Genomic DNA, 25,979 nt, shown 5'->3' on the forward strand with positions numbered 1-25,979 from the left:
GCGGTGGGGGAGCCCTGCGGATCGCGATAGGAGCGCCCGACACGATAAGCCGACGCGCGATGCTGCCGATCCCAGAATCCGAAGGCTCCTCATGGTTGCCTCGTCCCGCTCGACCGCGCGCTTCGCGGGGACAGCGTCTTGATCCGGGCCGGGGTCCGGGTTTGGCCCGGCCAGCCGTGAGCGACGGCGTCCGTGGCCAGCTCGACCTCCAGCGCGGCGAACAGTGTGTCGCTCAGCTTCGCGTTGACACCGGTCCAGCGGATCGCAGTCTCTCGGCGCCGGCGTCCTGCCAGGCCCGTCGCCACCGCCTGACCCGAACGTACGTTCACCCGCAAGTCCTTGGCGACCTCCGCGTCGGAGACACCTGCGGCGAATTGCCCGGCGGCCTCCATCCGGATCCGCGCAGACTTTGTCGGGATGGCGGGAGAATGGAAACTGCGCCTGCTATCTGCTCCCGCCGTTCGGGCCCGGATGCCCCGGACAGAGCGCATGTGATGCATGCGCGGGCCCGGAGCGGGAACCGCTGATGCATGGGCCCCAACCACGACGAGGCGCCTGTAATGGGCGCACTCGCCCGATACCACGACGCCAACGAACTCGGTTTCACTCCGCCCGGTCACAAACAGGCCCGCGGCGCGGACCCGCGAGCGAGGGAGGTTCTGGGAGACGCGGTCTTCTACGGCGATGTCCTGGCCAATGGGGGCCTCGACGACCGCCTGACACGCGGCCGGGTCCTTGCGCGTGCCGAAGAGCTCATGGCGGATGCGGTGCACGCCGAGCACACCTTCTTCTCGACCTGCGGCAGCTCCTTGTCCGTCAAGGCGGCCATGCTGGCTGTGACCTGCCCCCACCACACGCTCCTCGTCGGACGGGGCGCGCACAAATCCGTGATCGCAGGACTCATCCTGTCGGGAGTCCGGCCGGCCTGGATCGAGCCTCAGTGGGACACCGAAAGGCACCTGGCTCACCCCCCATCCGCAGCGGCCTTCGAGGAGGGCTTTCGGCAGCATCCGGATGCCGACGGGGCCCTGGTCACCAGCCCCACGCCGTACGGAGCCGCGGCAGACCTCACCGCCATCGCCCAGGTCTGTCACCGCCGTGGCAAACCACTCATCGTCGATGAGGCCTGGGGAGCCCACCTCCCCTTTCACGACGAGCTGCCCTCCTGGGCGATGGATGCCGGCGCCGACGTCTGCGTCACCAGCATCCACAAGATGGGCAGCGGCCTGGAACAAGGTTCTGTCTTCCACCTCCAGGGCGACCTCATCGATCCCGCCGAAGTGGCCTCCCGTGCCGACCTGCTCGGCACCACCAGCCCCAACGTGCTGATCTATGCAGACATCGACGCCTGGCGCCGGCAGATGGTCCAGCACGGCAACGAACTCCTGAGCCAGGCCCTCGACCTGGCAGCCCGCACCCGCAAGGACGTCGAGGCGATCGACGGCATTCACGTCAACGACGCAGCGGACTTCTGCGGGGACGGCCGGTGCCGGCGGCGCGCATAGGGGGCGCTGCCAGGCCATGTCAGGGGCTGCCGGTCACCGTAGAGGCGGTGTCCGACAGCCGTGGGGCTGCGCGCGGTGGTCCTCACGGATCGGGCCTGTCACGATTGCCGCGCCACAACGCGGGTCGCTCCTGGGCGCTTCACGGCCTCTCCGACGATCACGGTCTCGGCCGCGTCGACACCGAGTGCACCCAGGTCCCGGGTGAGGAAGGCGTAGAGCTCGGCCAAATCCCGGAACCACACGGCCACGTTGAGGTTGGCTTCGCCGGTCGTCGCCACGGCGCCGTGGACGGCCGGGTGCGCCGCGAGGGCGCGGCCCACAGCGTCGAGCCTGCCGGGCGCGACGCGCAGCAACACGTTGGCGTCGACGGTGAGGCCAAGCCGCCGCACATCCACAGCCACGTAGGTGCGCAGTGCACCGGTACGGGCGAGGGCGGCCAGGTGCCGCCGGACGGTCGACTCGGGAAGGCCGAGCCGGGCGGCGAGCGCCGTCGCCGACAGTCGGGCGTCGCTCGCCAGTTGGGCGAGCAGAGCGTGATCCGTGGGGTCGGCGTGTCGGGTCCCGGCGGTGGGGTTCGCCACGGGCGGTGGGGTGAGGGCTTCGCGTTCGGCGGAGGCGAGTACGTCGAGCCGCCAGTCGCGGGCCTCGGCGAAGACGTGCAGGACCGTGGCCGCGGTCACGGCGGTCACGGCTTGGGCACCGGGCAGTTGACGAAAGAGCAGGCGGTCCCGGTGGCCGGTCGCCGGGCGGGTGAACTGGACGGCGAGGATCTCGTCCCCTGTGGCGGACAGGTCGACGAACGGCACGTCCTCACGCGCGGCAAGCGCCGCCGCGATGACGTCGAGTCTGCCTCGTAGCACCCGGACGCGCAGCATCGTCGCCCCCAGCCCGGCCGGCCGCGGCGGCTCGGCCAGGACCCGGATGGTTCCGTCGTCGAGCAGCGCGCGCCAGCGCCGCTGCACCGTCCGCACACCGAGGCCGAGCACCTCCGCAGCGCGCTCCGCGCCCAGGCGCCCATCACACTGGAGGGCGGCGAGGAGTCGCTGATCGCGCAGGTCGAGCAGCAGGCTGTCGGATTCCGCCGGTAGAGCAGTCATAGACGCCAGTTTCGCTCATCGAAGACGCGGACGAGGACGGAGCCCCGCGGGCGCGGCCGAGGATGGTGAGCGGCTCGATCAGTCCACTCACATCTGGAAGGCAGGTCCACCCGTGACCCCAACTGACCCCGTCGCTGTCCTCCCCGTTCTCGCCGACGCCGCCCGCGAGGCCGGCACGCTGTTGCTCCGGGCGTCGCGTCCCGCGCCGGCCGTCGACGTGGCCGGCTTCCGCCGGGCCTTGGATGCGATCGAGGCACCACTGGTGCCCGTACTGCGCGAGCGGCTGGACGCGCTGCGCCCGGGGGTGCCCTGGGCGGCCGAACTCGATGAGTGCGTGCCCGACCGGGGTGAGGTATGGGTGGTGGACGCGATCGATGGCGCCGTGCAGTATCTGCAGGGACTTCCGCAGTTCTGCGTCAGCCTGGCCCTGGTGAGGGACGGCGAGCCGGTTGCTGCGGCACTGCATGCACCGTTGCTCGGCGAGACCTACACGGCCGCCTTCGGTGAGGGCGCGGCCCGCAACGGTGAGCGAATCCGTCCCTCGATGAAAACGGACCCGGCCGCGGCCGTGCTCGCGACCAGCCATCCGCCGTTGCTCGCCGCCCGGGAGCCGGGGCTTGCCGAGCCGGCCGGCAGGGCGCTGGCGGCGGTGCTGCCGCGCGTGGGGGCTGTGCGCAACCTCGGTCCGACATCCTGGCAGCTCGCCGACGTGGCGGCGGGCCGTCTGGACGGTTTTTGGCAAGTGGGGCGGGACGACGCCAACCTGTTGGGCGGCGTCCTCATCGCACGCGAAGCCGGTGCCGTCGCAACTGACCTGTACGGTCTTCCGTGGCGAGCCGGGGCCACGAGCGTTCTCGTCGCGGGCCCCGGCCTGCGCGGGCGGCTGCTGGCACCGCTGAGCGCAGTCGCCTCGTCTCCCGCCGTCATGCCTGCGCTTGCGGCCGGAACGCGCGGGGCCGGCTGGCGCAGCCGGGACAGTACTGGTTGTGGCATGCGCTGATATCCGTGCCCGTACCCCTCCGCTCCGGCGGCTGCGAAGGCGCGCACGCACCGGGCGTCAGCGCGGACTACTACGCCCGCCGGGCGCCGGGGCGTGAGCGCAATCCCTCCGCACAGGTGATCGGTGCCATCGGACGGGCGCTTCGTCTTGCGCCCGATGGGTGCGAGCATCTGCACCGGCTGGCGGGACTGCACCCCCGGCTCGCGCCGGATAGCCCACGCGATCTTGTGCACCCGTTCCTCCTGTGATTCCTGGAAGCGTTCCCGGAAGCAGCCGCCTACGTGCTCGGCCCCGCCTTCGACGTGCTGGAACCGACCCCGTCGCCGGTGCACTGCTGTCGCCCTTCGGGGCGGAGTGGAACCTGCCGGTCTCCTGTTCACCCACCCCCGGGCCGAGACGGTGTTCACCGACTGGCCATTGCTGCAGCGCAGCACCGTTCACGCGCTGCGCCTGGCCGCCGGACGGTTCCCGGCGGCGCGGGCATCAGTGACCTTGCCGACGAGGTCACGAGGACCTCGCCGGAGTTCCGCCCGCTGGGGGAGGAGCACAGCGTGGGAGGACTGCGCCGGGCCTTCAAGGTGTTCGTGCCCCTGGAAGTGGGGCGCATCAAGCTGACGTACCAGACCTTCGGCGTGGTCGACGCCCCGGGGCAACTGCTGCTCGTCGGGACGCCCGAGCCGGGGAGCCGAAGCAGGAGGCTGCGGTCTAGCTGGCCTTCGGAGTCGGGCCGGCCTGATCTTCAGTCGCCTTGCCGGGTCCTCGGCCGCTTCCTAGGTGTCCCACACCCAGGAAGACGCTGCCTTCCTGGCCGGCGATCCGTCCTTCACGCTGATGGGGACGCCGGCGGGGATACCCCGCCGACCATGATCAGCCACCATCGGAAAAGGGCAATCCCCATCATGACCGAGATCCTGGAAGTGACCGCACTCAGGCCCGCGCCCGGCCTTACGCCGGAGGACTTCGTCGCGGCCAACGCGGACATCAACGAGTATCTGAAACGCCAGCCGGGCTTCCAGTGGCGCCGCATCGTCCTGCGCGGCGACGGCACGATCTTGGACATCGTCTCCTACGACAGCGTCGAGCACGCCCGCTCCGGAGCCGCGGGAATCACCGGCGAGATGGGCGACTCGCCAGTTCACGAAGCGATCGACCACAGCAGTGTCGACTGGCAATTCACCACCGTGCTCCAGCACGTCGAGTGACCTGCCCTGCCGCCACCCTGGAGGAGACGACCATTCCCTTCGCCGACGAACTCATCAACGGCTACACCGCACGGTCCCTGACCCGTGCCGTCCATGCCGCGCTCCCGGGTGCGGCACTCACCTCGCTGCGGGAGACCGATCAGCGACTGGGCTCCCTCAAGCTGCGCGAACGGGCCGATCTGCTCACCAACGCCCTGCTCATGGATGTGCCTGGGGACTATGGTGACCTGGCGCGGGTCGTGCGGGCCGCAAAGGACGGCACCCCGGTGTTCGGCGGGTGGCTGATCTGGCCGGTCACGAGCGCCATCGCCACCAAGGCCGTAGCCGAACGCAGCGACGATGCCTTCGATGACGCGATGGCGATCCTGGCCGGCCTCACCGGGCGGCTGACTTCTGAGTTGGCTCTGCGTACCCTGCTGCGACACAACCTCGACCGCGCCCTCGGGATCATCGAGGAATGGACAGGGTCGCCGGACCCCGATGTGCGCCGCCTGGCCGTGGAGGGCACCCGGCCCTACCTTCCCCGGGCACTCCGGGTTCCGGAGCTCATCACTCTCCCCGGAGCGACCGTGGCTGTTCTCGACGCCCTCTACGGTGACGAGAGCGAGTACGTCCGCAGGTCAGTCGCCGACCACCTCCACGACGTCAGCCGGGACCACGCCGACCTTGCCGTCACGACCGCTCGACGCTGGCTTGCCGCCCCGGCCCCCACCACCGGACGGCTCGTGCGCCACGGACTGCGCAGCCTCGTCAAACGCGGCCATCCCGGCGCCCTGGAACTGCTCGGCTTCACTCCGGCGACACTGGAGATCGACGGCCCCGTACTCGACCGCACCCCGGTGCCGTTCGACGGAAACGTCCGCTTCACCGCCACCATCCGCAACGTCGGCGCCGAGAAGGCCCGGCTGGCGATCGACTACGTGGTCCACCACCGCAAGGCCAACGGCTCGCAGACCGCAAAGACGTTCAAGCTCACCACCCGCACCCTTGCCCCCGGCGAGACGATGGGGGTGAGTCGCGAACATTCCTCCCGGCCGATCACCACAGGCTGCTGCCAACCAGGCCCGCGCGCCATTGCGCTGCAGGTCAACGGCATCGCGTCGGCGCGCGCCGTCTTCGAGCTCGAGACCCCGGTAGCCGGCACGTCAGCGGTGAGCCGATCTTGAGGGATCGCTGCGTCCCGTCCCCGGCCGGGGCTCGCGGTCAGACAGGTCGCCCGTCACGGGTGCGTGAAGCGGGAGCACCCTCAGCACGGTCGATGGCTCGCAGTTCGTCGAGGCTGTCGGCGAGGGTGCGGTCTGCCAGCGCACCCAGGACGGCCGCCTCGGTCTCGTCGGTGAGCCTGACGAAGTACTCGGCGGAGTGGTTGGTGACCAGGCACTCCCGCGGTCCCTCCGGCCGGGGGGCCCAGAGGGGCTTGTCGCCCATGGACGAGCGGTAGATCTCCTTCAGCGTGATCCGGTCCGCGGGCCGGCCGAGGCGGACACCCCCGCTGCGTCCCTTGATGGACGCGACGAGACCGTCCCGAACCAGCGGGACCATCAGCTTGCGCACCAGGCTCGGGTTGGTGTCCAGGCTCCTGGCGAGCTGGGTCGAGCTGAGGACGGGACTGCCCTCCTCCTCGGCATGACCCAGCAGGAGCATGGCCTTCAGCGCACTGGAGAACCTCACGTCCAGCATGCCCTCACTCCTTCCTTCCGCCGCTTGGTCAGGGTGGTTCCCGACGCACCCATATTAGCAACTATCAAAGTTGCACTTCCGTCCGAGGATATGTACTTTTCACGCATGCATATTGCGTGCCCCGGCAGTCACCTGCGCAAGGGCCCGGCACGCAAGGAACCCCGCGGCCGTTCGCCGCGGAAACCCGAACACCCACACACAAGGAAGCGGACAACACCATGAACACTGAGAGCAAGCTCAGGGAGATCGTTTCCCGGTACACCCGGGCCGCGGACTGGCGCGACGGCGAGGCGCTGGCAAAGCTCTACGAGGCCGACGCAGTCGTCGAGATCCACTACCGCGGCCCCGACGGGATGGAACTGCTGGGAACCCTCTCCGGGGGAGCACAGATCGCCGCGGCCATGTCCACGGCCATGGCGCCGCACCCGCCCCTGGGCTGGAGCCACCACACCACCTACGACCACCTGGCCTCCATCGACGGCGACGAAGCCAGCATCGAAACCCAGTTCATCACCTTCGACGTGGTCGGAACCAAGACGCCCGAGGGCGGGTGGCCCGCCGGCACCTTCGGCGCCCAGGGCACCATCAAGCCGATCGAGTCCGGGTACTACCGCTTCACCTTCCGCCGGACCGACGGAACGTGGCGCATCCGCCACCAGGACGTCATTCATGACATCCCCTATGTCTTCTGACCGTCCACGGCCCGCCCCGACACCCGTACAGCGGCCGTGAAGGGGTGGCGCCGAACCGGGCCAGAGCCGGTCCGCGGCCCGTTCGCCATTCACCGGCCGGCCGTGGGTCCACCCCCGACCTGCTACGGGGACACCACCGCCACCTGCCCGCCCGTCGACCCAAGGCAGGACCGGACCCACACCGCTCACCGACCGAAGGAGAACTGTGACCAACCAGCTCGACCGCGCCGACGTCCGCGACATGCTCGTCGTCCATGAGGCGTTCCGCAGGGCCTACGGCAGGATGCCCGGCCTCGTCCTCGCCGTCGCGCCCGGGGACACAGTCCGCGCCGCCGTTGTGGCGGACCACATCCAGATGATCGAGGAGTTCCTGCACCTGCACCACAAGGGCGAGGACGTCCTGCTGTGGCCGAAGCTCGCAGCACGGGCTACGCATGACCTGTTCCCCACCCTGGAGCTCATGGAGAAGCACCACGAACAGATCGACGGCTTGCTCGTCGAGTGCTCGTCCTCGCTGGCGCGGTGGCGGAGGAACGCCGGCGCATCCGACCGTGATGAACTCGCCAGGGCCCTTCGGGCGCTTGCCGAGACGCTGACGGAGCACCTGGCCGTCGAAGAGGCAGAGGTGCTGCCCCTCGTCGACCAGTACGTGTCCGCGGTCGAGTGGCACGAGCTGGGCGATCACGCGATCAACGGACTTCCCAAGAAGAAACTGCCCATCATTTTCGGCATGCTGGCCTCCCTCGCAGAGCCTGCCGTCGTCACCCTGATGCTGTCCACCGCCCCCCTGGTGCCGCGCATCATCATGCCCATGCTGGGACCGCGCGCCTTCGCGTCGCACGCCAGAAGGGTCTACGGGCCAGACGGCTTCTGAAGCCGTCAGCGCGGGACCTGACAAGCGGCCGGCGGCCAAGCCGGGTTCGCCCCATGTCGCGCAGCGCCCATGTGCGCCGCGAGGTCCCGCGCGCCTTCAGAGGCCTCTTCGGGCCCACTGGTGATACCCGTCAGCAAGCTCCATCCGGGAGAGAGCACGTGACGAAGCCGTAGCCCGGCTCAACGGCCATGCGCAGCGCGCTGTGTTGGGCCCCACCTTCTCTCCCACGTACGCACGCGTTGTCGCCAGGCCCGGCGGTCAAGAGACGAACGGACTGAGCCCAGAGCACGGGGGGCTTCGAGTCTGCCTGACACACACCCAGGTAGGCCTGGCGCCGGAGTAGACACTGACGACGGCTGGCCACGCCCGCGGTGCCCCCTTGCCTACCTGACCACCCGTAGACGGCCGCCCTGGTCCCGGCCGTTGTCACCCGTCCGCAGGGAAGCACCGAATCATGGTGGAGGAGTCCTCGTTGGAGGCGCAGAACGTTGTCACCGTCACTATCCGGGCGCACGATCCGATCAGCAAGGAGGGCACCGCCGTCTACCTGCGTTCCCAGCCGCGGATCCGCGTTCTGTCCCCCGGAGCCGCATCAAATGCCGATGTAGTCCTCGTGCTTGCGGGTCAGGTCACGGAGGCGACCATGGTGCTGATGAGGGAGGCCGCGGTGAACAGCACCAACGACGGGATGCGGATGGTGCTGGTGGCGGCTTCCCTCACCGAGTCACAGCTCGTACGCGCCGTCGGCTACGGCCTGGCCAGTGTCCTCCTCCGGTCATGCGCCGGCATGGCTCGCATCGCTGCCGCGGTCCTGGGCACACGGTCAGGACGCGCCGAACTCCCCGCAGAACTAACCAGGGTCCTGTTGGAGGAGCTCCGAGCCATGCAGAGCCGGATGCCGGAGTGCGGACGATTGCAGCCATTCGACGCCCGCGAAACCGAGGTCCTCAGAATGTTGGCGAAGGGCCTCGACACGGCTGAGATCGCCACTGCGCTCAACTATTCGGAACGAACGGTGAAGAACGTCATTCACGGCATCATCAGCCGCGCCGGTGTGCGCAACCGCACCCACGCGGTGGCGTACGCCCTGACGTACGGTCTCATCTGAGGGGGCGTCAAGTCCGCTTCTGGTGGATGCCCGGGTTGGCTGTGTGGACGGTTACGTAAGTCGGCTCTGTTGCTGATCTTGTGATGCGGGGCAGATACAGTTCCCCCGCAGACTGAGAGGTGTGACGGTGAGCTCAACAGGGTTGTGGATGTTCGGCGTCATCCCTGACGAGGAGGCCCGCGCACTACCGGATCGCTACATCCATCTCATACGGCCAGGCGACTGGGAGAGGCCGCCGGGTTCGGGTGAAACGCTTGCGTGGTGGTCGAACGGCGGCGACGAAGAGCCCTTCTTCGAGCTTCCCGGCGATCCCTCAAAACCCTTGGTACCCACGTCGGCCGCCCAGCGATTCGCGGGCTTCGTTGAGGACGCCAACGCGCCTACCGAGGCGGCGGAGGCCATGCGGGACGCGAGCATGACTCTCATGCCCGAGACGGAGGGCGTCGGCCTCTTTGTCGCGACTGCCCGTAAGGCAAACCCGGTCGCGGCCCTGTGCTACGGACTTGGCGCACAGCGATCGGCGATGCTTCCCGGCTGGTTTGGGAACTTTCTACTGTCTGCCGAGGAGGTTCGGACCGCCCTGCCCCGGGCCGAGGAAGCCCTCCTCCTCTCCAGCACACCGCGAAGCGTGGCCCTCACTCGGATCACCGCCTGGATGACCGCAGTGGGCGACGCCCCCGATTTCGATGTGGTGGAACTCATTGAGGCGCCGCTGAGGGTTATTCGACACGCCGCAGAGACAGGATTCGGCGCTGCTGCGTTCAGCCGCTGGTACTGACCTCGGTTTCCTGCAGTTCAGAAGCAGGCGCTCACGGGCTGCTGAGAACGCGCAGCCGAAGGAGGTCGATGTTCGCGCGGCCGTAGCCCATGCGTTTGAGGAGCTTGATCCTGGTGACCTGGCCTGAGCTCCATCGGGTCGAGAGCGCGGCGGTCACCGCATCCAGGTCCCGCTTCATGCCGGCGACGAGGGAATGCAGGATTGCGACCGGAAGCCCGGTCGCACGGCGGCTATGCAGGGACGCGGCGGGGGGCGAGCAGGGCGCGCAGCGGAGCGGTGTCGGGCGTGTCGGCGACGGCCGCGTCGATGGCGTCGTCCATGCCCTTCTCCCACGACTCGGGGAGGATCAGTCCGGGCTGCCCCGACCAGCCGATGTCAGGCTTGGCGTGTCCGGACTCAGCGAGGCGCAGGTGGACCATGCCCGCGAGCCCGTCGAAGATCCTGGGGCGAATGAAGTTGCGGGCGGACGGCCCGATCAGTCGCGCCGCCTGATGAGGTTTGGGCATGCGGTCGGCGACCTCCATCCAGAGAAGCCCGCGGTCGAACGCGTCGAGTATCTCCTCCAAGTTGGGCAAGAGGTCGTCGGCCACCTCGCCCGTCGTGGAATCTCGGCGTACGGTCACCGTGCCGTCTGTGTCGTGCGCCGAGGAACGAAGCGCCCTGGCCACGGCGACCCGCAGCGGCCGGGACCAGACCTCGGCGTCGGTGATCGCGCGGGACATGGCGAGATCGTCCCAACTCATGCGCCGCAGCCTCGCCGACTCCTGCGACAGCGTGCACGCCTCCAGCGCGGCGAACACCCGGTCCGAGTCGCGCAGCAGGGTCAGCCCGACCGTCTCATCGGTCGACTGATCCGGTCGGTCATCGGCGGGCAGCTTCTCGATCAGGGCGATCCGTTCGGCTATCGGAGGGTGCGAGTCGTACTGGTGCGGCCGCGGCGGCCGCTGACCGGCGGAGAGCGCAGCGAGCCGCTCCCCGGTCCGGGCGGCGAGCAACCGACGAAAACCGCCGTGCACCTCGCCGACGGGCGGTAGCGCGCCCAGCGAGCTGCCCATCGCGGCGTACGTCTCCAGGTAGTGGGTGTACGCGCCGTCGAGCACCGGAAGGGTGCGTAGCGCAGCGGCCGTCGCCTCACGGCCCGCGTACCGGGCCGCCATCTGGTCTGCAGCGAGTTCCTGGTGGCGAGCCACGGACTGGGTGGTCCGCAGAAACATCCGGGCGTAGCCGACGTACAGGGCGCCGATCGCGTGGTGCAGCCGGGTGCTGCCCTCCTGAAATGCCTCCACCGTGTGCATCAGTGCTTCCCGGCCGCGCATCGTGACACCCCCGAGCCGGGTGTCGAGGTTGCCGTAGTGCCCGAACTCGTGAGCGAGGACGGCGCGCAGCTGCGGGACGGTCAGCCCGGCGAGCAGCGGCAGGCCCAGGAACATACGGCGTCGTCCGTGCAGCAGTCCCAGCAGGCGGCTCTGTTCGGCAACCCCCGCGTTGACCTCAGCGACCAGGTAGAGCTCGTCCGGCGGCCGCTGCCCCGTCACTTCGGCAGCGGCCCGTACCTGTTCCCACAGCTCGGGCTGCTCCTGAGGAATGACCGGCACCGCGTGGGGGACCGGACCCAGACGGCCGGCCCGTAGAAAGGCGAAGAGGCCACGCACAATCGCCGCCGCCAGCAGGACGGTGAGGGTCAGAACCGTGCCCTCGACCCAGGCGGCCCGCGCGGTGACCAGCCGTGTCATCACCATCCAGTCGAACACCGCCATGGCCGACAGCAGAACCACGCCCATGAGAAAGAAGCCGAGCAGCAACGCGAACGCGCGGACAGCGCGCAGCCGAAACGTCATCGAGAAACCCCCACCCACATGGTTCACCAGCCCGAACAGGCCAGAAGCGCTCGCGGATACTACCCGCAGTCCTCCGGCCGGGTTCCGGCGCTCCCGATTGGCCGAGATGGACGCGCGCTCCCGCAGAGCCCGCCGGACCATCGGTCACGGCCCTGGAGGCGGGAAGAACCCACTCCTGGGTGCGAACAACTACAGCACCACTGATGCGGTGTGTGAACGCGCCTTGATGATCCACGTCAAGCCGCGTTGACAGACCTTTCCAGTCCAGCAGTTTCAAGAGGTCGACAGGACTGATGGAGCCGCGCTCCTCACCAGCCGACCTGGGCGTCTCCCAGCACGGTGCTGCCGACGTGTGCGGCGAGTTTCTCCGCCCTCGGAAGATCGCCCCACTTATCCACGTGAACGAAGACGGTGTGGTGGTCGGCCGGCCGAGACCCGTCGATCTCGTCGCCGTTGAAGAAGACCTCCACGCCGTCGTATTTGGCGACGCCGGGCCGCTCCGCCTCGGCGTCGTCCGGCCAACTGCCGCCCCAACCGATCGAGGCCATTCCCTTCCCGACAGCTCGCACGAACCGCTCCTCCACGGTGCCTGCCTTAACGTAGTGCAGGGTCTCCAGAGGCAGCTCTGGCTCCAGCGCGGAGTCCTCCGCGGTGGCGATCGTCAAGCTGAACTCCGCGTAGTCATGTGTCACGGGGTCCATCGGGGGATCGACGTAGCGGAACTCGGCGTCGGGAAGCACCGCCGCCATCCGCCGCGTGTCCTCGACAGTCAGCACCTCGGCCATCAGGTCACCTCGTCGTCGTGATACTCCAGCAGAGCTTTCAGGCGCAGCGCCTGCGTCCATGCCTCGACGGCGTCACTGGTGCGGAAGACGGGATACGCCCGGGAGTTACCCATGCGTCCCACTCTCACACGGTACAAAAATGCGCTGCAATCGGGTTTCTGCCGGGGCTGTCAGCGGTCACGCTTTTCCCCGCGCTATACATGGTCGGCGTCACGCAATTCCCCACCCGCACGGTCACGCTTTCCATGGGATGGCGGGTGCGAGTGGATGCCCAACGGCGTGGGAAGGCCGACCCCCGCCTCTTCCTGCCCTTCACATGACCAGCGGGTCGACCGGTGGCCAGGGGTAGCCCAGTTGCTCGGCATCATGCGAACCTCCCCAGACTGCGGCGGTGGCACGGGGATCGTCTGCGGTCAGCCGCGCTTCAAGGCGCTGGGCTTGGTCCAATGGGGCGTCCGCGGAGATCGGGAGGGCCATCCCGAACTGGAGCCAGGGCAGATCTGAATCGGCCCGGTCACGGGGATGCCTCAGGACGACGTGGATTCGATCGGGTTCCTTGCGGGAGGCCCAGACACCTTCCAATTCGCAGTCCCACCTGAAGAGCCAGTCCCCGCGTCCCTTCAGTCGAGCCTCGAGCAGCTGCGCAACCGCTCCTGCCGGCCACTCCCAACTGCGGTCCTCTCCGGCTCGCAGGACCTCCGCCTCGTACTGACCTGCGGTGAACCGATTACGTGACCGTCCACAGAAGCGTCCTGTCGGATTCGGCAGCGTAAGAGTCTGCGATAATCGGCTCTCTGACGTCCGCCACCTCGCATGCGGCATTGCCGAGATGTCGCTCCATGCGCCGGACGCGCTTCGGCTCGCATGGACGACTGCCTGCCGCTTGCGGCTGGCGTGCTCCGGCGGATCGAGCAGCGGGTCGAAATTCGGTGGTCATCCGAGTTGGCCGAGCCCACGCTGTACGCCATGGAAGAACCGCTCCGCAGGATCCGCGCGCTCCACACGGTGTCCACGATCACCGTGTACCAGGCGTACCGCCCGGAGATCGGCGGACCCGCCGCCCGCAAGGGCCGTTTCCCCGCCGCGTGGAAGCCTGACCGCATGACGTGGATCAAACCCAGTTTCACGTGGATGATGTACCGCTCCGGCTGGGGCACGAAGGAGGGGCAGGAGACTGTCCTCGCCGTCGAGATCACTCGCGACGGCTTCGACTGGGCGCTGCGCCATGCCTGCCTGTCGAGTTACGTTCGCGGACTGCACCCCGATCGCGGCACCTGGCAGCGTGACCTCAAGCGCGCACCGGCCCGTGTCCAGTGGGATCCCGAACGCGATCTGCACCTGCGTCCCCTGCCGTACCGCTCCCTGCAACTGGGGCTCTCGGGTGAGGCATCGGTGCGTTACGCGGACGAGTGGATCGTGTCCATCCGCGACGTGACCCCGCTCGCGCACGAGATCCATGCCCTCGTCAAGGACGGTCAACTGGACTCAGCTGCCCGGCTGCTGCCCCAGGAGCAGGGATACCCCGCCGGCGAAGAGCTACTGGCCCACCTGTGTCCCTGACCGCACAACGGCTGGCATGAACCACCGGTCACATGACGGCAGAGGTCTGTGAACGCTGCTTGATGATCCAGGTCAAGCATTGCTCACAGACCTTTCTCGCGAGGTAGCGGAGCCTGCGCACAGGGTTTCGTGGGGAGGTCCCCGAACCGCCGGCCCGGGAGGCGCAGCATCGCAACCGGACCCAGCGCATGAGCCAAGGCGGAGAACGGATCGGCCTTGCGCGCCGTGGCCACGATCAAGCCCTCCCCGATATCGGGGGGAGACAGATCTATGACCGTGTCACGCAACTTCTCCGCGTGGTCGGAGTCGTCGTGGCTGGCGTCGAAGAGCGCGCTCAGCCGGAGGGCGTCCTCGTCGGCGTTCCGATTATGACCCGTGCTAGCTCGTTTTCGCGATCTTTTTCGGGTCAGCCGCACCAAGCCACCACGAGCCCGACGTCAGTCGCATGACCATTGTTTTGCGCACGAATGGACCCGCAAGAACCTCCGGAGAGTAAGGAGACAGTCACCCCCAGCGGCCCTGTGACACTTGAGATGCTCGATCCGATGTGTGATTCGTGGGGAAGGTGCAGACAACTTGTGCAGCTGATGCAGGCGTTGCGAATGATGTGACGTGCGATGTGATGACCTTCACCCTGATGTGGCAGAAAGCAATGAATTCCTTATGTGTTTCCCACACAAGGGACTGTCTGACCGTGGAGGTTTCGAGTGCGACCGTTCACCCTCAACTACGCCTTTCCCAGAAGGCCTTCGACCGTGGTGACGCCGTACCACTTCGACGAGTCGCGTCAACTCAACGTGCTTCCCGACGGCCGCCCGGCCGTCAGTGACCCGGACCTCCTCCTCGCGGTCGGCACGACGACGTCCACCGCAGGTTCCCAGACACACTTCGACGACTGACGATCCGTAACCAAATGACCGTACTGATTCTCACGTCCGAAGAGGACGTGACCGCCGACATCGTGGTGGCGAAGCTGCACGGGATGGGGACAGCCGTGATGCGGCTGGACCCCGCCGACCTGCCGGGCAAGGCCGTGTTGTCCGCCGACTACGCCCACGGCGACTTCGAGGGCCACCTGTCGGTGAACGGGCATGTGCTCAGCATGGGAGGCCTGCGCTCCGTATGGGTGCGCAGGCCCGGCGAACCGGCCGCGCACGCGGCACATCCCTCACCGTGGCTGACAGCCGAGACCCGTCAGGCGCTGTTCGGCATGCTCCACTCCGCCTCCACGCGATGGATGAACCATCCGCGCAGCGCCGACCTGGCCCGCCTGAAACCATGGCAGTTGAGGGTCGCTCACCTAAGCGACTTCGCCGTACCACCGACCGTTTTCACCACCTCCCCGCGCCTGGCCCAGCAGTTCACCGAGGAGCACCGGGACGTAGTGGTGAAGTCCGCCTCGGGACCGCCGCCCGGCGACCCAGCAATGGCCCTGCCCACCACTCTTATTGGCCCCGACGCGGACTTCTCTGCCGTCGCGGCCGGCCCTGCGCTGCTGCAGCGGTACATACACAAGCGCGCCGACATTCGTCTGACCTGCGTCGGCGCCAGGATGTTCGCCGCGCGGAAGACGGCCGAGCCCGGCCAGGTCGACGGGCGGTACGGCGACACCGGGCACGCCTGGGAGGCGGTCTCGGTGCCCGAACGCATCGGCAAGTCGGTGCATGAGTACGTCGCCCTTGCCGGATTGGCGTACGCCGCCTTCGACTTCGCCGAGGACAAGGAAGGCAGCTGGTGGTTCCTGGAGTGCAATCAGGGCGGCCAGTTCGGCTTCGTCGAGCTGGAGACCGGGCAGCCGATCTCGAAGGAGGTCGCCCTGTGGCTGTCACAGCGCAAGCCGGATCCCCGTGTTCCCGAGAGTCACTGGTGAGGCGGCCCCCCCCAGCGGCCGACCCGACTTCGCGCACGGCACCCGCAGCAACGACTACTGCGGTAGCCCCATTCGGGTCCCGGCTGGCGCGGAGGCTTCCACCAGGAGAGGCTATGAACGAGGCTTGGTGATCCAAGTCATCCGGTCCCGCTGCCACACCGTCGGGAAGCGGCCCGCCCGGGCCGCCGCCACAGCTATCTCCGGCGCGTACGCCTGGTAGACGGTGGCCGTGGAGTCCGTGTGCAGGGCTCGGATCTGATGCTTGGGTTCTGACGGCGACGCTGCCGATCACTGGACCAGGGTGATCACACCGCTTCAGGCGCGCCATCGAATTACCGCGGCGGGATGCCGCCGAGTCTGCGGTAGCAGATGAGGGTGCAGGCGATGCCGGTGAAGGCGAGGAAGTGGGCGGCCTTGCGTTCGCAGCGGCGGTGGAGGCGGCGGCAGCCGACGAGCCAGGCCATGGTCCGTTCGATGGTCCAACGGCCTCGGCCGAGTCCCTGCGAGGTCTCGGCGCCCTTGTGGGCGACGCGGTGCCGGATGCCTCACTGCGACAGCTGTTGTCGCAGGTGGCGGTGGTCGTAGTCCTGGTCGGCGTGGAGCTTGCCGGGCCTGCGACGACACGGCCCCGGCAGGTCCGGATCGGCGGTACACCCTTCACGAGCGGGACCGGGGCCTGGCTGTCGTGGACGTTGGCACCCGAGATTCCGACGGACAGGGGCAGACCGGTCCGCTCGGTGATCAGGTGGATCTTCGAACCGTGCTCACCCCTGCCGACATGATTCGGACCTGTCAGGTCCCCCTTTTCGGGGCGCGCACCACGACCGACACCCCATCGAGCCACATGAGGTGGCGTCCAAATGGGCCTGACAGATCGTCGTCGGCGTGGTTACGATGCCGACGATGAAGAATCACTCCTCGTATGGAACGGGGGAATCGTTCGCGCAAGGTGAGTGCTGATGGCACATCACTTCGCGAACGAGGCTCCGACCCGCTTGTTGATGTGGCAGCGCGTACGTGAGTACGCCGTGCCACCGTCCATGATCGAGACTGCGACCGCGCGGCGTGCGGTCGGCGACTGGGCGGGGGCCTGCGCCGCCGCCCGGCTCGATATCGATCTCGATCTGCGCGCCGTGCGTGATCGCCACGGCACCGATCTCGTCACCCGACTCCGTACAGATCTGCGACTGCTGGCCCCGGATCTGCTCCGCTGGCACATGCCCCGGATCGCCCCCGACGGGCGGCTTCGGCCCGGCCTGACCTTCTCCCTGGCCTGTTACCGGAGTTCCGGCACCACGCCGCTGCATCTGGTGGTGCGGACACCCCCTACCTGGGCGGACGCCGGACAGCGGATGTCCCTGGCCCTGTGGGAGGGGGCCGGGGACGGTGTCCACAGGCACCATCCGCACCCGCATCCCGACCGGCGTTTCCGGCTCGACCTGCACCGGCACCTCTGGGACTCCGGGCGGAGCGGCGAACTGGCGCGGCGGTGCGGTGCGGGCGCAGTACCCGCCGTGGCGCCGCCCGCCCGGGCGCACGCACCCGGCCGGCCCGTCCTGCCGGACCGGCCGGATCTGCCAGGTCGGGCCGATCCGCTCGACCTCCTCGATTCCGCGTGGGCGGTGGCACATTGGGCCGCCGAGGCGGAGTTGCTGTTGCGGGCCGAGGGCCGCCCCCTCGGGCCGTTCACCGTGCGGCTCGGTGCGCGGAGCCGCACAGTGCTCGAACTCGTCGCACCCGACGACAGCCATGCCCCGACGTTCCGGCCGCTGCGCGAGACGCTGCCGCCGCAGGAGGTCGCGGCGCTTCCGGTGCTGCCGGAGGCGGCGGTCCGGGTCCTTCCGGACCTGGAGCTGCTGCGGGCCGGGCTGGTCGCGGCCGAGCGGCTGCATCCGCTCGTCGCTGCGGCACTGGAGGGCTCCGGGCCGGTGGCAGCTTCCGGCACGGCACCGGTGGCCGGCCCCGCCCACCGAACCGGCGATCCGCACCGAGTGGAGTGCCGGGGCGAGATCCACCGGATCGCGCTACGGGAGGGTGCGCTGACGGCGGTCGATCACGACCCGGCCCAACTGCGCAGGGAAGAACTGCTGGTGGCTCTCGGCGGGCCGGCGCTGCCGTGCCTGCGGGCGATCGACGCGGTGCACCGCAACCCGGAGGAACTGCCCGCGGTCCGGGAACGACTCGCCCACGGTGACGTCGCCGGGGCGCTCGACGTGGTCGAAAGGTTGCTCGGTCCCGGTGCGATCCTGCGCGACGGACCGCTCCGGCAGGAGCTGGAGTCGGCCGCGGCCCGCCGTATCGACCACGGCCTCTTCCGCTCGGGACTGGTCGCCGAACACCCAGCCGCCCGTGCGGTCAGGGACGGGAGGACCTCGGGTGCGCGGCACTCGGAGGCGGACCACCGTCCCCGGCTCGGCCGGCGTACGCCATACGACATGAGCCGTAAGCACAGTAGTCGGGCCCGGCCCCGCACCGGGCTGCACCGCTGACCGGCTGCCCCCACCGACGTCACTTTCCCGCGCCGCGCCTTCCGCGCCGCACACCCCATGCCGTCCAGGACGGGCCGTCCCGTCCCGTTCCCTTATCGCACCCAGGTGATGCCATGACGACCTCCAATACACTCCTGCCCGCCACGGTCGCGGCCGTCGGCGCGGCCGCACCGACCTCCGCCGACACATCCGGAGCCGGCACCCAACTCACCCTCGCCGACGACCTCCTGACCCTCCTGCGGGCAACCACGACCGAGCCGCGCCCCGACGAGCAGCTCGAAGCGCTCACCCTGGCCGTCGCAGCCGACCTGCCGGTGCTGCTCTGGGGCGAGCCGGGCATCGGCAAGACCGCGGCCCTGACACAGCTCGCCACCTCCCTCGACCTGCCGCTGACCACCGTGATCGCCAGCGTCCACGAACCGTCCGACTTCTCCGGGCTGCCCATCGTGGGCGACGACCCGGCGGTGCAAGGGGTGCCGATGGCACCGCCCCAGTGGGCGGTGGACCTCGTGCGCGCCGGCCGGGGGCTGCTCTTCCTGGACGAACTCTCCACCGCCACCCCCGCCGTCCAGGCCGCACTGCTCCGCGTCGTCCTGGAACGGAGAGTCGGTGCCCTTCAACTCCCGCCGGGCGTAAGGATCGTGGCCGCCGCCAATCCGCGCGCGTCAGCGGCGGACGGATGGGAGCTGAGCCCGCCGCTGGCCAACCGGTTCGTGCATCTGTACTGGGTGCACGACCGGGAGGTGGTGGTACGCGGGCTGGGAGGGGTGTGGCCGCGGGCTGAGCTGCCCCGGCTGGTGCACGAGCGTCTGCCGGAAGCGGTGGCTTTCGCCCGGCGCGCGGTCTGCGGCTTCCTCGAAGCACGGCCGACGCTGATCCACCGGATGCCGAGCACAGAGACCCGGCGCGGCGGTGCCTGGCCCTCGCCCCGGAGCTGGGAGGCCGCCTTGACCTTGCTGGCCTTCGGCACGGCGGCCTCCGTCTCCCGGGAGGTGCTGGCACTGCTGGTGCGGGGCGCGGTGGGGGACGGGCCGGGACTCGAACTCCTCGCCCATCTGGACCGGATGGACCTGCCGGATCCGCAGTCGTTGCTGGCCGATCCGGCCTCCGCGGCTCTGCCGGTGCGGGGCGACCTGCGTCAGGCGGCGCTGGAGGCGGTGGTGGCCGCCGTCGGTGCACGGCCGGATCGGGAGCGGTGGGAGGCGGCCTGGGCGCTGCTGGTCCGGGCGCTGGAGACCGGCGCCCCGGACCTGCTGGTCGCCCCGGCGACGGCGCTGGCCGCGCTGCGACGCGACGACTGGGAGGTGCCGGAGGCGGTGGAGCGACTGGCAGGCGTGGTCGGTCTCGCCCGCCGGGCGGACCGGTCGGTGGTGCGGGCCGCAGCGGCGGCCGACGCAGGGCGCGCGACGACGGCGTCCCGATGACGGGGGCCGTGAAGCGCCCGGAGCCGCGCCCGATGTCACCGCCCGCGCCGCCGCGCCCGGTGCGGCCGACCGTGCCGGGCCCCCCGGCCGGCTCCGGCGAGCCGCTCGGCCGGCCCGGACTCCCCTTGGACATGGAGAAGTTGCTGGCCGCCCGACTGCACGCGGTGAAGGTCCGTCCCTACCTGGCCAGCGCGCTCTTCGCACTGCACGTGGTGGAGGACCGGTCGGTACCGACGATGGCGGTGGACGCGCACTGGCGCTGCTACGTCTCCCCTCGCTTCGTGGCGCGCACACCGTTGGAGGAGCTGGCGGGCGTCTGGGTGCACGAGGTCTCGCATCTGCTCCGGGACCACCACGGGCGGGGCGAGCGGTACGCGCGGGAGCACGAGGAGCACGGGCCGGGCGAGGGCAGCGAGACGGGGGTTACCCGGGCCGAAGGCTGGGGGAGGCTGCGGCGGAACATCGCCGCCGACTTCGAGATCAACGACGACATCTACGGTGACGGTCTGCCCCGGCCTGCCGGGGCGGTGCTGCCGTCGCTGCTCCGGCTGCCCGACGGGCTGCTGATGGAGGAGTACCTGCGGGCGGCGTCGATGTCCGGGCTCGACTCGTCACTGGCCTGGCTGGACTGCGGCAGTGGTGCCGACGGTCAGGACCGCCCGTGGGAGCTGGGGCCCGACGGGGCGCACGGGCTGACCAGGCAGCAGCGGGACGCGGTCCGTTTCCGGGTCGCAGAGGGGATCAAGGGCCGACCGGGCGACGCGCCCGAAGGGTGGCGCCGGTGGGCGGACGAGGCGTTCCATCCGCCGCAGCCGTGGCGGCAGTTGCTGGGGGCGGCGGTCCGCTCGGCGGCGGGTGCGCCGGGGGTGGGCGAGGACCACAGCTACCGGCGTCCGTCCCGGCGCTCGGCCGGGATCCCCGGAGTGGTGCTGCCGAGCCTGCGCCGTACACCGCCCCGGGTCTGCGTCGTGATCGACACCTCCGGGTCGGTGAGCGACGCCGAGCTGGGCAGCGCGCTGCTGGAGGTGGCGGCGATCTCGCGGGCGGTGGGCGGGCGGCGCGACCTGGTCTCGGTGGTCTCGTGCGACGCGGCGGCCGGTGTCGCCGTGCAGCTCTGCCGCGCGGAGAACATCGCACTGGTCGGCGGTGGAGGAACGGATCTGCGCTCCGGCTTCGCGCGGGCGCTGCGCTCTCGTCCCCGCCCGGACGTGATCGTCGCCCTCACGGACGGCCAGACGCCCTGGCCCTCCGCGCAGCCGCCCTGCCGCACCGTCGTCGGCCTCTTCCCCCGTCCCTCGCGTGCCGTGGACGAGGAGAACCCCTACTACGTCCCGGACACCCCGCCGCCCTGGGCGCGTGTCGTCACCATCGGCTGAGACAGCACCGTGGCGCGGCATTGCCGTCCGGCACGGGCGACGCGTGGCCGGATGTCTGGAGACGTATACGGGCGCCGAGGGGGGACGCTCCCTCCACTGCCGGTGGGTGGGGCCGCCGGGACGTTCACGCGGGCGCCGTCATCGGCGGAGCGCGGGTGCGACCTCGACGACCGCTACGACGAGCGGTCCTTGTTGCTCGTGCCGCACCGTCACGCGCCGGCACAGGGCATGAAGTGCTGTGCGGCCGGCGGGGTGTGGTCGGTCCTGCAGGGATACCGGGAGACGCGCGGCCATTTCGTCCTGCTCAGCCGGGACCCCAACATCATGTGCCTCGAGGTCCTGCCCAAGCACGGGCTGAGCACGCCCGCCGAAGTCGACCGGCTGCGGGCCCTCCTGGACCGACACACCACCCGCGTCTGACCCCGCCCCGCGTACATGGCGACCGCCCTCGGCCGAGTCCCGTACCCGGAACTCGCCGCTGACCACGTCGGGGATGTCCATCTGCTCCCTGTACGCGCGGGGATGGCCCCAGTCCGGAGACATCCTGCTCCCCATTCGCGCGGGGAATGGTCCCGTCATCTCGTCCGTGATGTGGCTGTCGACACGCTTCTCCCCGAGGCGTGGGGCCCACTTGGATGTACCGAGGTCACGATCACTCCGCTGATCCGGGGTTCTTGCGCTGGTTGGCATTGAAGCGCGCCTTCTTCTGGCGATTCCCGCATGTGTTCATGTCACACCACTTGCGGGTGCGGCTCTGGCTGGCGTCGAAGAAGGCGGCCCGGCAGGTCGGTGATGCGCACAAGGCCAGTTTTCCGTCCCGCTCGCCTGCGATGATGTCGATCGCGTTGGCGGCGATCACGCCGAGGGCATCTTCCACGCAGGAAGGCGAGCTGAGCCGCCATCGCCGCTTGCCCTCGGGCGTCAGGATCGCGGCGGCCTGGCTCTGAGCGCTGCGGTCATTGATGACTTGGACGGCAGATGCAGGGAGAACGTCCTGGATCGCGGCCGCTGTCGCGGCGGCGTGAATCGACTCCCTCAGTTCCCGAGCGAGGTCGAGCTGGGCAGTGGTGCAGGAGTCCACGGCAAGGCCGTTCACCGTCAGCCAGTCGACGAGTCGCTGCGGCGTGGGAATGCGCTCCACGGCGTTGCCATGACGCTCCGACAGAGTCCCGGTGAAGCTGGTCGCCAGCACGTTGCCGAGGCGGAATTCAGGGAACGCAGCACGCATGGAACCACTTTAGCCGGTTGCAACGCCGCTCGGAGGACTGCTAGAACCGTCTTAGACGGTTCTACGATGGCCAGGAGGTCTCATGCCCCGTCCAACCAGCGACGTGCAAGCATTTGAAGCCCGCGCGACTGACGCTGACCTCGACGATCTGCGCGCCCGACTGGCCGCGGCGCGACTACCGGAGGCCGAGACGGTCCATCGCGCCGCGCCCGACCCTCGCCGATGGGCGCAGGGCGTTCCTCTCGCCGACCTCGTCGATGTCGTCAACTACTGGCGCACTGGGTACAACTGGCGGTCGTTCGAGGAACGCCTCAACCAGATCGGCCAGTTCCGCACCACCATCGATGACCTGGGAATCCACTTCCTGCACCGCCGATCCGCGCGCGCAGACGCCACTCCTCTGATCCTGACGCACGGCTGGCCGGGCAGCATTGCTGAGTTCATCGACGTAGTGGACGATCTGGCAGATCCGAAGGACGCAGACGCGCCGGCGTTCCACGTCGTGGTTCCGTCGCTACCAGGCTTCGGCTACAGCGACAAGCCGGCCACCACCGGATGGGGAACCGAGAAGATCGCGGCCGCATGGGTGGAACTGATGGGAAGGCTCGGCTACAGCAAGTTCGTAGCCCACGGCGGCGACTGGGGAGGCAACATCACCACGGTTCTCGCCGGCAGGTTCCCGGCACACGTTCTCGGCATCCACACATTGTTCGCGGAGGCGCCGCCAGGGTTGACGACCGACGGGCTGACAGCGGTCGAGCGAAAGTGGACCGAAGAAACCCGCGACTTCTGGCGCCACCGCGCGGCGTACGCGAAGCAGCAGGCGACCCGACCACAGACCATCGGCTACTCGCTCGTCGACTCGCCGGTCGGGCTTCTCGCCTGGATCCTTGACAAGTTCGCCGAGTGGTCGGACACCGAAGACAGTCCGTTCGAGACGATCTCCAGAGACAGGATTCTTGACGACGTCACCCTGTATTGGCTGACGCGGACCGGCGCATCGGCGGCCCGCATCTACTACGAAAGCCACAACTCGCTGGACCCTGAACTTCGGGTCGACGTAGCGTCGGCAATCAGCATGTATCCCCGCGACATCGAGAAGTGTCCGCGCCCCTGGGCGCAGGAGCGGTACCGGCAGATCGTCCGATGGAGGTCGCCCGACAGCGGGGGACATTTCCCGTCACTGGAGGTTCCCGAGTATTTCGTCAAGGACCTGCAAGAGGGCTTCACGGCCGTACTGGCCGCCCATCGGTGAACGCGGCTGGGTGCCGGCACTCGATCACCGCCTGATCCGGCTCGAGGTGTTGCCCGACGGCTTCCGGACCGATGGGTGCGTTCTGCCTCTCGGCGGCCGGTGTTGCCGGGTCGGCCCTTCCCACCTCGGTCCCACAGGAACCGCGATGCAGCGCTGCCCGCCTGCCAGGCTCGCTGGATGTTCCGGCCCAACCTCGTGGGCCGCCTGCGGGTAAGGAGATGCCCACTGCAGGTGGCAGCACCCGCCGGTCGCGTTGCGGGCGGGCGTCGGCGCCTTGTGCGGCCTGTTGTCGTACGAGGGAGGCGCAATCGGCGCATGTCTGAGATCTTCGTCGGCCTGGGGAACGTCGATGCACCGTCGGGTGTGCTCGTGCTCGGCATGGCCGGGTGGATCGACCAGTGGCGGGAGTTGGGACAGCCTCTGTCCGAGCGCGCGAGGACGGCCGCGGCGTCAGGAGGAGGCCACCTTCGTGAGTGGCTGTGCGAGGCGGTCGCGGTTCCGGCAGCCGGCGACCGGCCGTTGACGGTACGGGCGAGCACCTCGCCGTCTCCGTTCGAAAAGCAACCGGCGATCGCGACCTTGGAGTTCGGTCTCGGTCCTCCGTGGCCCGAGAGCGCGGGCCGGCCGGTACCGGTCCGGCTCGGGGACCTGCCCGTCGACCGGTGCCGCATGGTTGTCGGCGACGCCACGGCGCTGGACGCCTGGACGGGCATGGACGACGAGCCGGCCGACAGGCTCGCCGATGTCTTCTACCGGGGCCTGTACGCGGACGGCGCACACGCGCAGTTCGGTGGTGAGCAGATCGCGCGGTACGGCACCGACGGACCACGCGGGTGGCTGGACCTCCCGGTGGCTGAGGCAGCCGCACGTGCGGCCGAACTCACCGCCTGGCGCGACCGCCTCCATGGCAAGGGCCTCATGGTCTTGGTCGACAAGCACACCGACAACTATCGCTTTCGGCGGGCCGGGTGGCACCATCCGCTCCGTGCCGGTGCGATCGAGGTCGGAGGCTGCCATCTGCTCGGTATCGAATGGGACCAGGGGACCATTCGATGAGGCACCGCGGTGAGCGGCACACCGGCCAGGTCTATCCGGTCACGCTCGAAGCCGGCGAGGCGGGAGAGACGGTGATGCGGTGGACCATCCCGCCCTACGGCTTCGACGACGAATAAACGTGACGAGGCCGGCTTTGGGTACCGGTCGCCGTGGCGAGTCGACCAGCCATGCCAGAAACCCCGTTGGTCTGCGCCGAGAGACGTGGACGGCGCTCGGCACCGCCGGCGTGCGTAGCACCGCTCACTGGCGGCGCCAGGGCTGTCCCGTCGGCCGCCTCGTGGTTAGCCCAGTGACGTCGCCGACCGCGTCGGTGGTAGCGGTGACGCCGCCGGCTGCGCGGGCTGCTTCCGCCTGCCCGTACCCGCGCTGCTGCTGGTCCGCACGGGCGGTCTGTTCGCCGTCGGGTTCGGCGTGGGTGCGCTGGGGCCGCTTCGGTCTGCTGCACCGCGGCGATACCGTCGGCTGTCCTGGCTCTCTCTTGCCCACCTGCGTCCGCTGTGGCTTGCTGCGCGCCGGCTTCGACGGGTCGGTCTGACCCTTCGACGCCGCTGGTGCTCACGGCCCTCATCGGCGCGGCCGGTGATATGACGGTGCCCGCCTGCTGCAGGATGGCGGCCGCAGCCATCGGCGGCGCGGCCAGGTGGTTCACGGCGAAGTCCGCGGGGCGACCGCTGCCCGGGTCCGCTCCCGCCGTGGAGGAGGAGGCGAAGGTGCGCGCCCTTCGGGGCTTGACGCTCAGCAGGGTGCCGGCCGGGTGATGGGGTGTCCGTGTCGCTCGGCTCGCGGGCGGTGGTCGGCGGTGTTGTTCACAGGGTCGGGCGCTGCCGTGTCGTGTCGAGGGCCCTGGTGCTTCGCGGCGCCGGGCGTGCGCGGCGGGGGCTCATCGCACCGTCGGCCGGGCGGGGCGGGGCGTGTCAGGCGGACGCGGGAAGGGCGAGGGTCTGGGTGCGGCGGTGGCGGCCGCTTGCGGGGGCGTCCGGGGCGGAGGGGCGCTCGGGGGAAGGCTGTCCGCGGTGCCGGCCGGTACCGGGGTCCGTGACCGGACGAAGGCGGCGAAGGGTCCTGATGGTGCGGATCGAGAGCGTCATGGTGTTCTCCGGGTGGGGGTTCCGGGCGGTTCGGGCTCGGGCTCAGATGCCGCGGGGGCCCTCGATGACGCGGA

At 69.5% G+C, this 25,979-nt stretch carries 25 protein-coding genes and 3 pseudogenes; 19 read left to right on the forward strand and 9 right to left on the reverse strand.

The window, feature by feature from the left end:
* Positions 1-89 precede the first annotated feature (89 nt).
* The gene (locus H305_RS48415) at positions 90-329 is read right to left on the reverse strand and encodes a hypothetical protein (RefSeq protein WP_158690658.1); all 240 of its coding nucleotides are present in this window, start codon (positions 327-329) and stop codon (positions 90-92) included.
* Between the two features lie 201 nt (positions 330-530).
* Between H305_RS48415 and H305_RS48420 the strand changes: the two are divergent.
* Positions 531-1,484: pseudogene (locus H305_RS48420) on the forward strand (aminotransferase class I/II-fold pyridoxal phosphate-dependent enzyme); the annotation flags it as partial.
* A gap of 119 nt (positions 1,485-1,603) precedes the next feature.
* Here the strand turns inward: H305_RS48420 and H305_RS0140100 are convergent.
* Entirely contained in the window at positions 1,604-2,602 is a 999-nt protein-coding gene (locus tag H305_RS0140100; RefSeq protein WP_037766860.1) for an Lrp/AsnC family transcriptional regulator, read from the reverse strand.
* A gap of 238 nt (positions 2,603-2,840) precedes the next feature.
* Here H305_RS0140100 and H305_RS48425 point away from each other — a divergent pair, with 238 nt between their 5' ends.
* The 4 genes from H305_RS48425 to H305_RS0140115 all read left to right on the forward strand — a co-directional run bounded on the left by H305_RS48425 (position 2,841) and on the right by H305_RS0140115 (position 5,970).
* On the forward strand, positions 2,841-3,602 hold the full coding sequence (locus H305_RS48425) for an inositol monophosphatase family protein (RefSeq protein ID WP_234021397.1): 762 nt from the start codon (positions 2,841-2,843) through the stop codon (positions 3,600-3,602).
* A 156-nt stretch (positions 3,603-3,758) separates the two neighbouring features.
* Positions 3,759-4,217, forward strand: a complete 459-nt coding sequence (locus H305_RS56530) for a hypothetical protein (RefSeq protein WP_420708206.1) — start codon at positions 3,759-3,761, stop codon at positions 4,215-4,217.
* A gap of 284 nt (positions 4,218-4,501) precedes the next feature.
* Entirely contained in the window at positions 4,502-4,804 is a 303-nt protein-coding gene (locus tag H305_RS55400; protein WP_028805432.1) for a hypothetical protein, read from the forward strand.
* Positions 4,801-5,970 (forward strand): DNA alkylation repair protein, encoded by a 1,170-nt coding sequence (locus H305_RS0140115; protein ID WP_234021398.1) that lies wholly within the window; start codon positions 4,801-4,803, stop codon positions 5,968-5,970. The genes H305_RS55400 and H305_RS0140115 overlap by 4 nt, the downstream gene beginning before the upstream one ends.
* Before the next feature lie 37 nt (positions 5,971-6,007).
* On the opposite strand, the gene H305_RS0140120 is transcribed toward H305_RS0140115, so the two are convergent.
* Positions 6,008-6,484, reverse strand: coding sequence for an RrF2 family transcriptional regulator (locus H305_RS0140120; RefSeq protein WP_028805434.1), 477 nt, complete (start codon positions 6,482-6,484; stop codon positions 6,008-6,010).
* Positions 6,485-6,702: 218 nt separating this feature from the next.
* Between H305_RS0140120 and H305_RS0140125 the strand changes: the two genes are divergently transcribed.
* The 4 genes from H305_RS0140125 to H305_RS0140140 all read left to right on the forward strand — a co-directional run bounded on the left by H305_RS0140125 (position 6,703) and on the right by H305_RS0140140 (position 9,936).
* Complete coding sequence (locus H305_RS0140125) at positions 6,703-7,176, forward strand: nuclear transport factor 2 family protein (protein WP_028805435.1); 474 nt, start codon at positions 6,703-6,705, stop codon at positions 7,174-7,176.
* Between the two features lie 205 nt (positions 7,177-7,381).
* Positions 7,382-8,050, forward strand: coding sequence for a hemerythrin domain-containing protein (locus H305_RS0140130; RefSeq protein WP_028805436.1), 669 nt, complete (start codon positions 7,382-7,384; stop codon positions 8,048-8,050).
* Positions 8,051-8,522: 472 nt separating this feature from the next.
* Positions 8,523-9,158: a response regulator transcription factor gene (locus H305_RS0140135; RefSeq protein ID WP_037766879.1), complete on the forward strand. Its 636-nt coding sequence runs from the start codon at positions 8,523-8,525 to the stop codon at positions 9,156-9,158.
* A gap of 148 nt (positions 9,159-9,306) precedes the next feature.
* On the forward strand, positions 9,307-9,936 hold the full coding sequence (locus H305_RS0140140) for a hypothetical protein (RefSeq protein ID WP_028805438.1): 630 nt from the start codon (positions 9,307-9,309) through the stop codon (positions 9,934-9,936).
* A 31-nt stretch (positions 9,937-9,967) separates the two neighbouring features.
* Here the strand turns inward: H305_RS0140140 and H305_RS53705 are convergent, their stop codons facing one another.
* From H305_RS53705 to H305_RS48435, 3 genes are all read right to left on the reverse strand, one after another.
* Positions 9,968-10,114 carry a hypothetical protein gene (locus tag H305_RS53705; RefSeq protein ID WP_158690660.1) on the reverse strand — a complete coding sequence of 49 codons (147 nt, stop codon included), beginning with the start codon at positions 10,112-10,114 and terminating at the stop codon, positions 9,968-9,970.
* A gap of 52 nt (positions 10,115-10,166) precedes the next feature.
* Complete coding sequence (locus H305_RS0140150) at positions 10,167-11,774, reverse strand: M48 family metallopeptidase (RefSeq protein WP_028805439.1); 1,608 nt, start codon at positions 11,772-11,774, stop codon at positions 10,167-10,169.
* Positions 11,775-12,082: 308 nt separating this feature from the next.
* Complete coding sequence (locus H305_RS48435; protein WP_234021399.1) at positions 12,083-12,559, reverse strand: hypothetical protein; 477 nt, start codon at positions 12,557-12,559, stop codon at positions 12,083-12,085.
* 966 nt (positions 12,560-13,525) lie between these two features.
* On the opposite strand from H305_RS48435, the gene H305_RS0140160 reads away from it, so the two are divergent.
* The 3 genes from H305_RS0140160 (at position 13,526) to H305_RS0140170 (ending at position 15,989) form a co-directional block, all read left to right on the forward strand.
* Positions 13,526-14,119 carry a DUF4291 domain-containing protein gene (locus H305_RS0140160; RefSeq protein WP_028805440.1) on the forward strand — a complete coding sequence of 198 codons (594 nt, stop codon included), beginning with the start codon at positions 13,526-13,528 and terminating at the stop codon, positions 14,117-14,119.
* Between the two features lie 707 nt (positions 14,120-14,826).
* Positions 14,827-15,018 (forward strand): putative ATP-grasp-modified RiPP, encoded by a 192-nt coding sequence (tgmA, locus tag H305_RS0140165; RefSeq protein ID WP_028805441.1) that lies wholly within the window; start codon positions 14,827-14,829, stop codon positions 15,016-15,018.
* A 14-nt stretch (positions 15,019-15,032) separates the two neighbouring features.
* Positions 15,033-15,989 carry an MvdC/MvdD family ATP grasp protein gene (locus H305_RS0140170; RefSeq protein ID WP_028805442.1) on the forward strand — a complete coding sequence of 319 codons (957 nt, stop codon included), beginning with the start codon at positions 15,033-15,035 and terminating at the stop codon, positions 15,987-15,989.
* Between the two features lie 111 nt (positions 15,990-16,100).
* Here the strand turns inward: H305_RS0140170 and H305_RS56215 are convergent, their stop codons facing one another.
* Positions 16,101-16,244, reverse strand: a complete 144-nt coding sequence (locus H305_RS56215) for a DUF4291 family protein (RefSeq protein ID WP_078629476.1) — start codon at positions 16,242-16,244, stop codon at positions 16,101-16,103.
* A gap of 77 nt (positions 16,245-16,321) precedes the next feature.
* Positions 16,322-16,803 (reverse strand): annotated as a pseudogene (locus tag H305_RS55410) (IS5 family transposase); the annotation flags it as partial.
* 145 nt (positions 16,804-16,948) lie between these two features.
* Between H305_RS55410 and H305_RS0140180 the strand changes: the two are divergent.
* From H305_RS0140180 to H305_RS0140195, 4 genes are all read left to right on the forward strand, one after another.
* On the forward strand, positions 16,949-18,478 hold the full coding sequence (locus H305_RS0140180) for a hypothetical protein (RefSeq protein ID WP_028805443.1): 1,530 nt from the start codon (positions 16,949-16,951) through the stop codon (positions 18,476-18,478).
* A 113-nt stretch (positions 18,479-18,591) separates the two neighbouring features.
* Positions 18,592-19,902: an AAA family ATPase gene (locus H305_RS0140185; RefSeq protein WP_028805444.1), complete on the forward strand. Its 1,311-nt coding sequence runs from the start codon at positions 18,592-18,594 to the stop codon at positions 19,900-19,902.
* A gap of 131 nt (positions 19,903-20,033) precedes the next feature.
* On the forward strand, positions 20,034-21,278 hold the full coding sequence (locus H305_RS0140190) for a DUF2201 family putative metallopeptidase (RefSeq protein ID WP_028805445.1): 1,245 nt from the start codon (positions 20,034-20,036) through the stop codon (positions 21,276-21,278).
* A gap of 102 nt (positions 21,279-21,380) precedes the next feature.
* Complete coding sequence (locus H305_RS0140195) at positions 21,381-21,698, forward strand: hypothetical protein (RefSeq protein WP_028805446.1); 318 nt, start codon at positions 21,381-21,383, stop codon at positions 21,696-21,698.
* Between the two features lie 232 nt (positions 21,699-21,930).
* Here H305_RS0140195 and H305_RS0140200 read toward each other — a convergent pair whose 3' ends face one another.
* Positions 21,931-22,506 carry a CGNR zinc finger domain-containing protein gene (locus H305_RS0140200; RefSeq protein WP_028805447.1) on the reverse strand — a complete coding sequence of 192 codons (576 nt, stop codon included), beginning with the start codon at positions 22,504-22,506 and terminating at the stop codon, positions 21,931-21,933.
* An 82-nt stretch (positions 22,507-22,588) separates the two neighbouring features.
* On the opposite strand from H305_RS0140200, the gene H305_RS0140205 reads away from it, so the two are divergent.
* From H305_RS0140205 to H305_RS55415, 3 genes and pseudogenes are all read left to right on the forward strand, one after another.
* On the forward strand, positions 22,589-23,761 hold the full coding sequence (locus H305_RS0140205) for an epoxide hydrolase family protein (RefSeq protein ID WP_028805448.1): 1,173 nt from the start codon (positions 22,589-22,591) through the stop codon (positions 23,759-23,761).
* Positions 23,762-24,076: 315 nt separating this feature from the next.
* Complete coding sequence (locus H305_RS51620; RefSeq protein WP_234021400.1) at positions 24,077-24,817, forward strand: hypothetical protein; 741 nt, start codon at positions 24,077-24,079, stop codon at positions 24,815-24,817.
* A gap of 294 nt (positions 24,818-25,111) precedes the next feature.
* Positions 25,112-25,575, forward strand: a pseudogene (locus H305_RS55415) (MFS transporter); the annotation flags it as partial.
* Between the last annotated feature and the right edge of the window lie 404 nt (positions 25,576-25,979).

This window comes from Streptomyces sp. 142MFCol3.1 (assembly GCF_000424945.1).
In the GTDB taxonomy this organism is placed as follows: domain Bacteria; phylum Actinomycetota; class Actinomycetes; order Streptomycetales; family Streptomycetaceae; genus Streptomyces; species Streptomyces siamensis.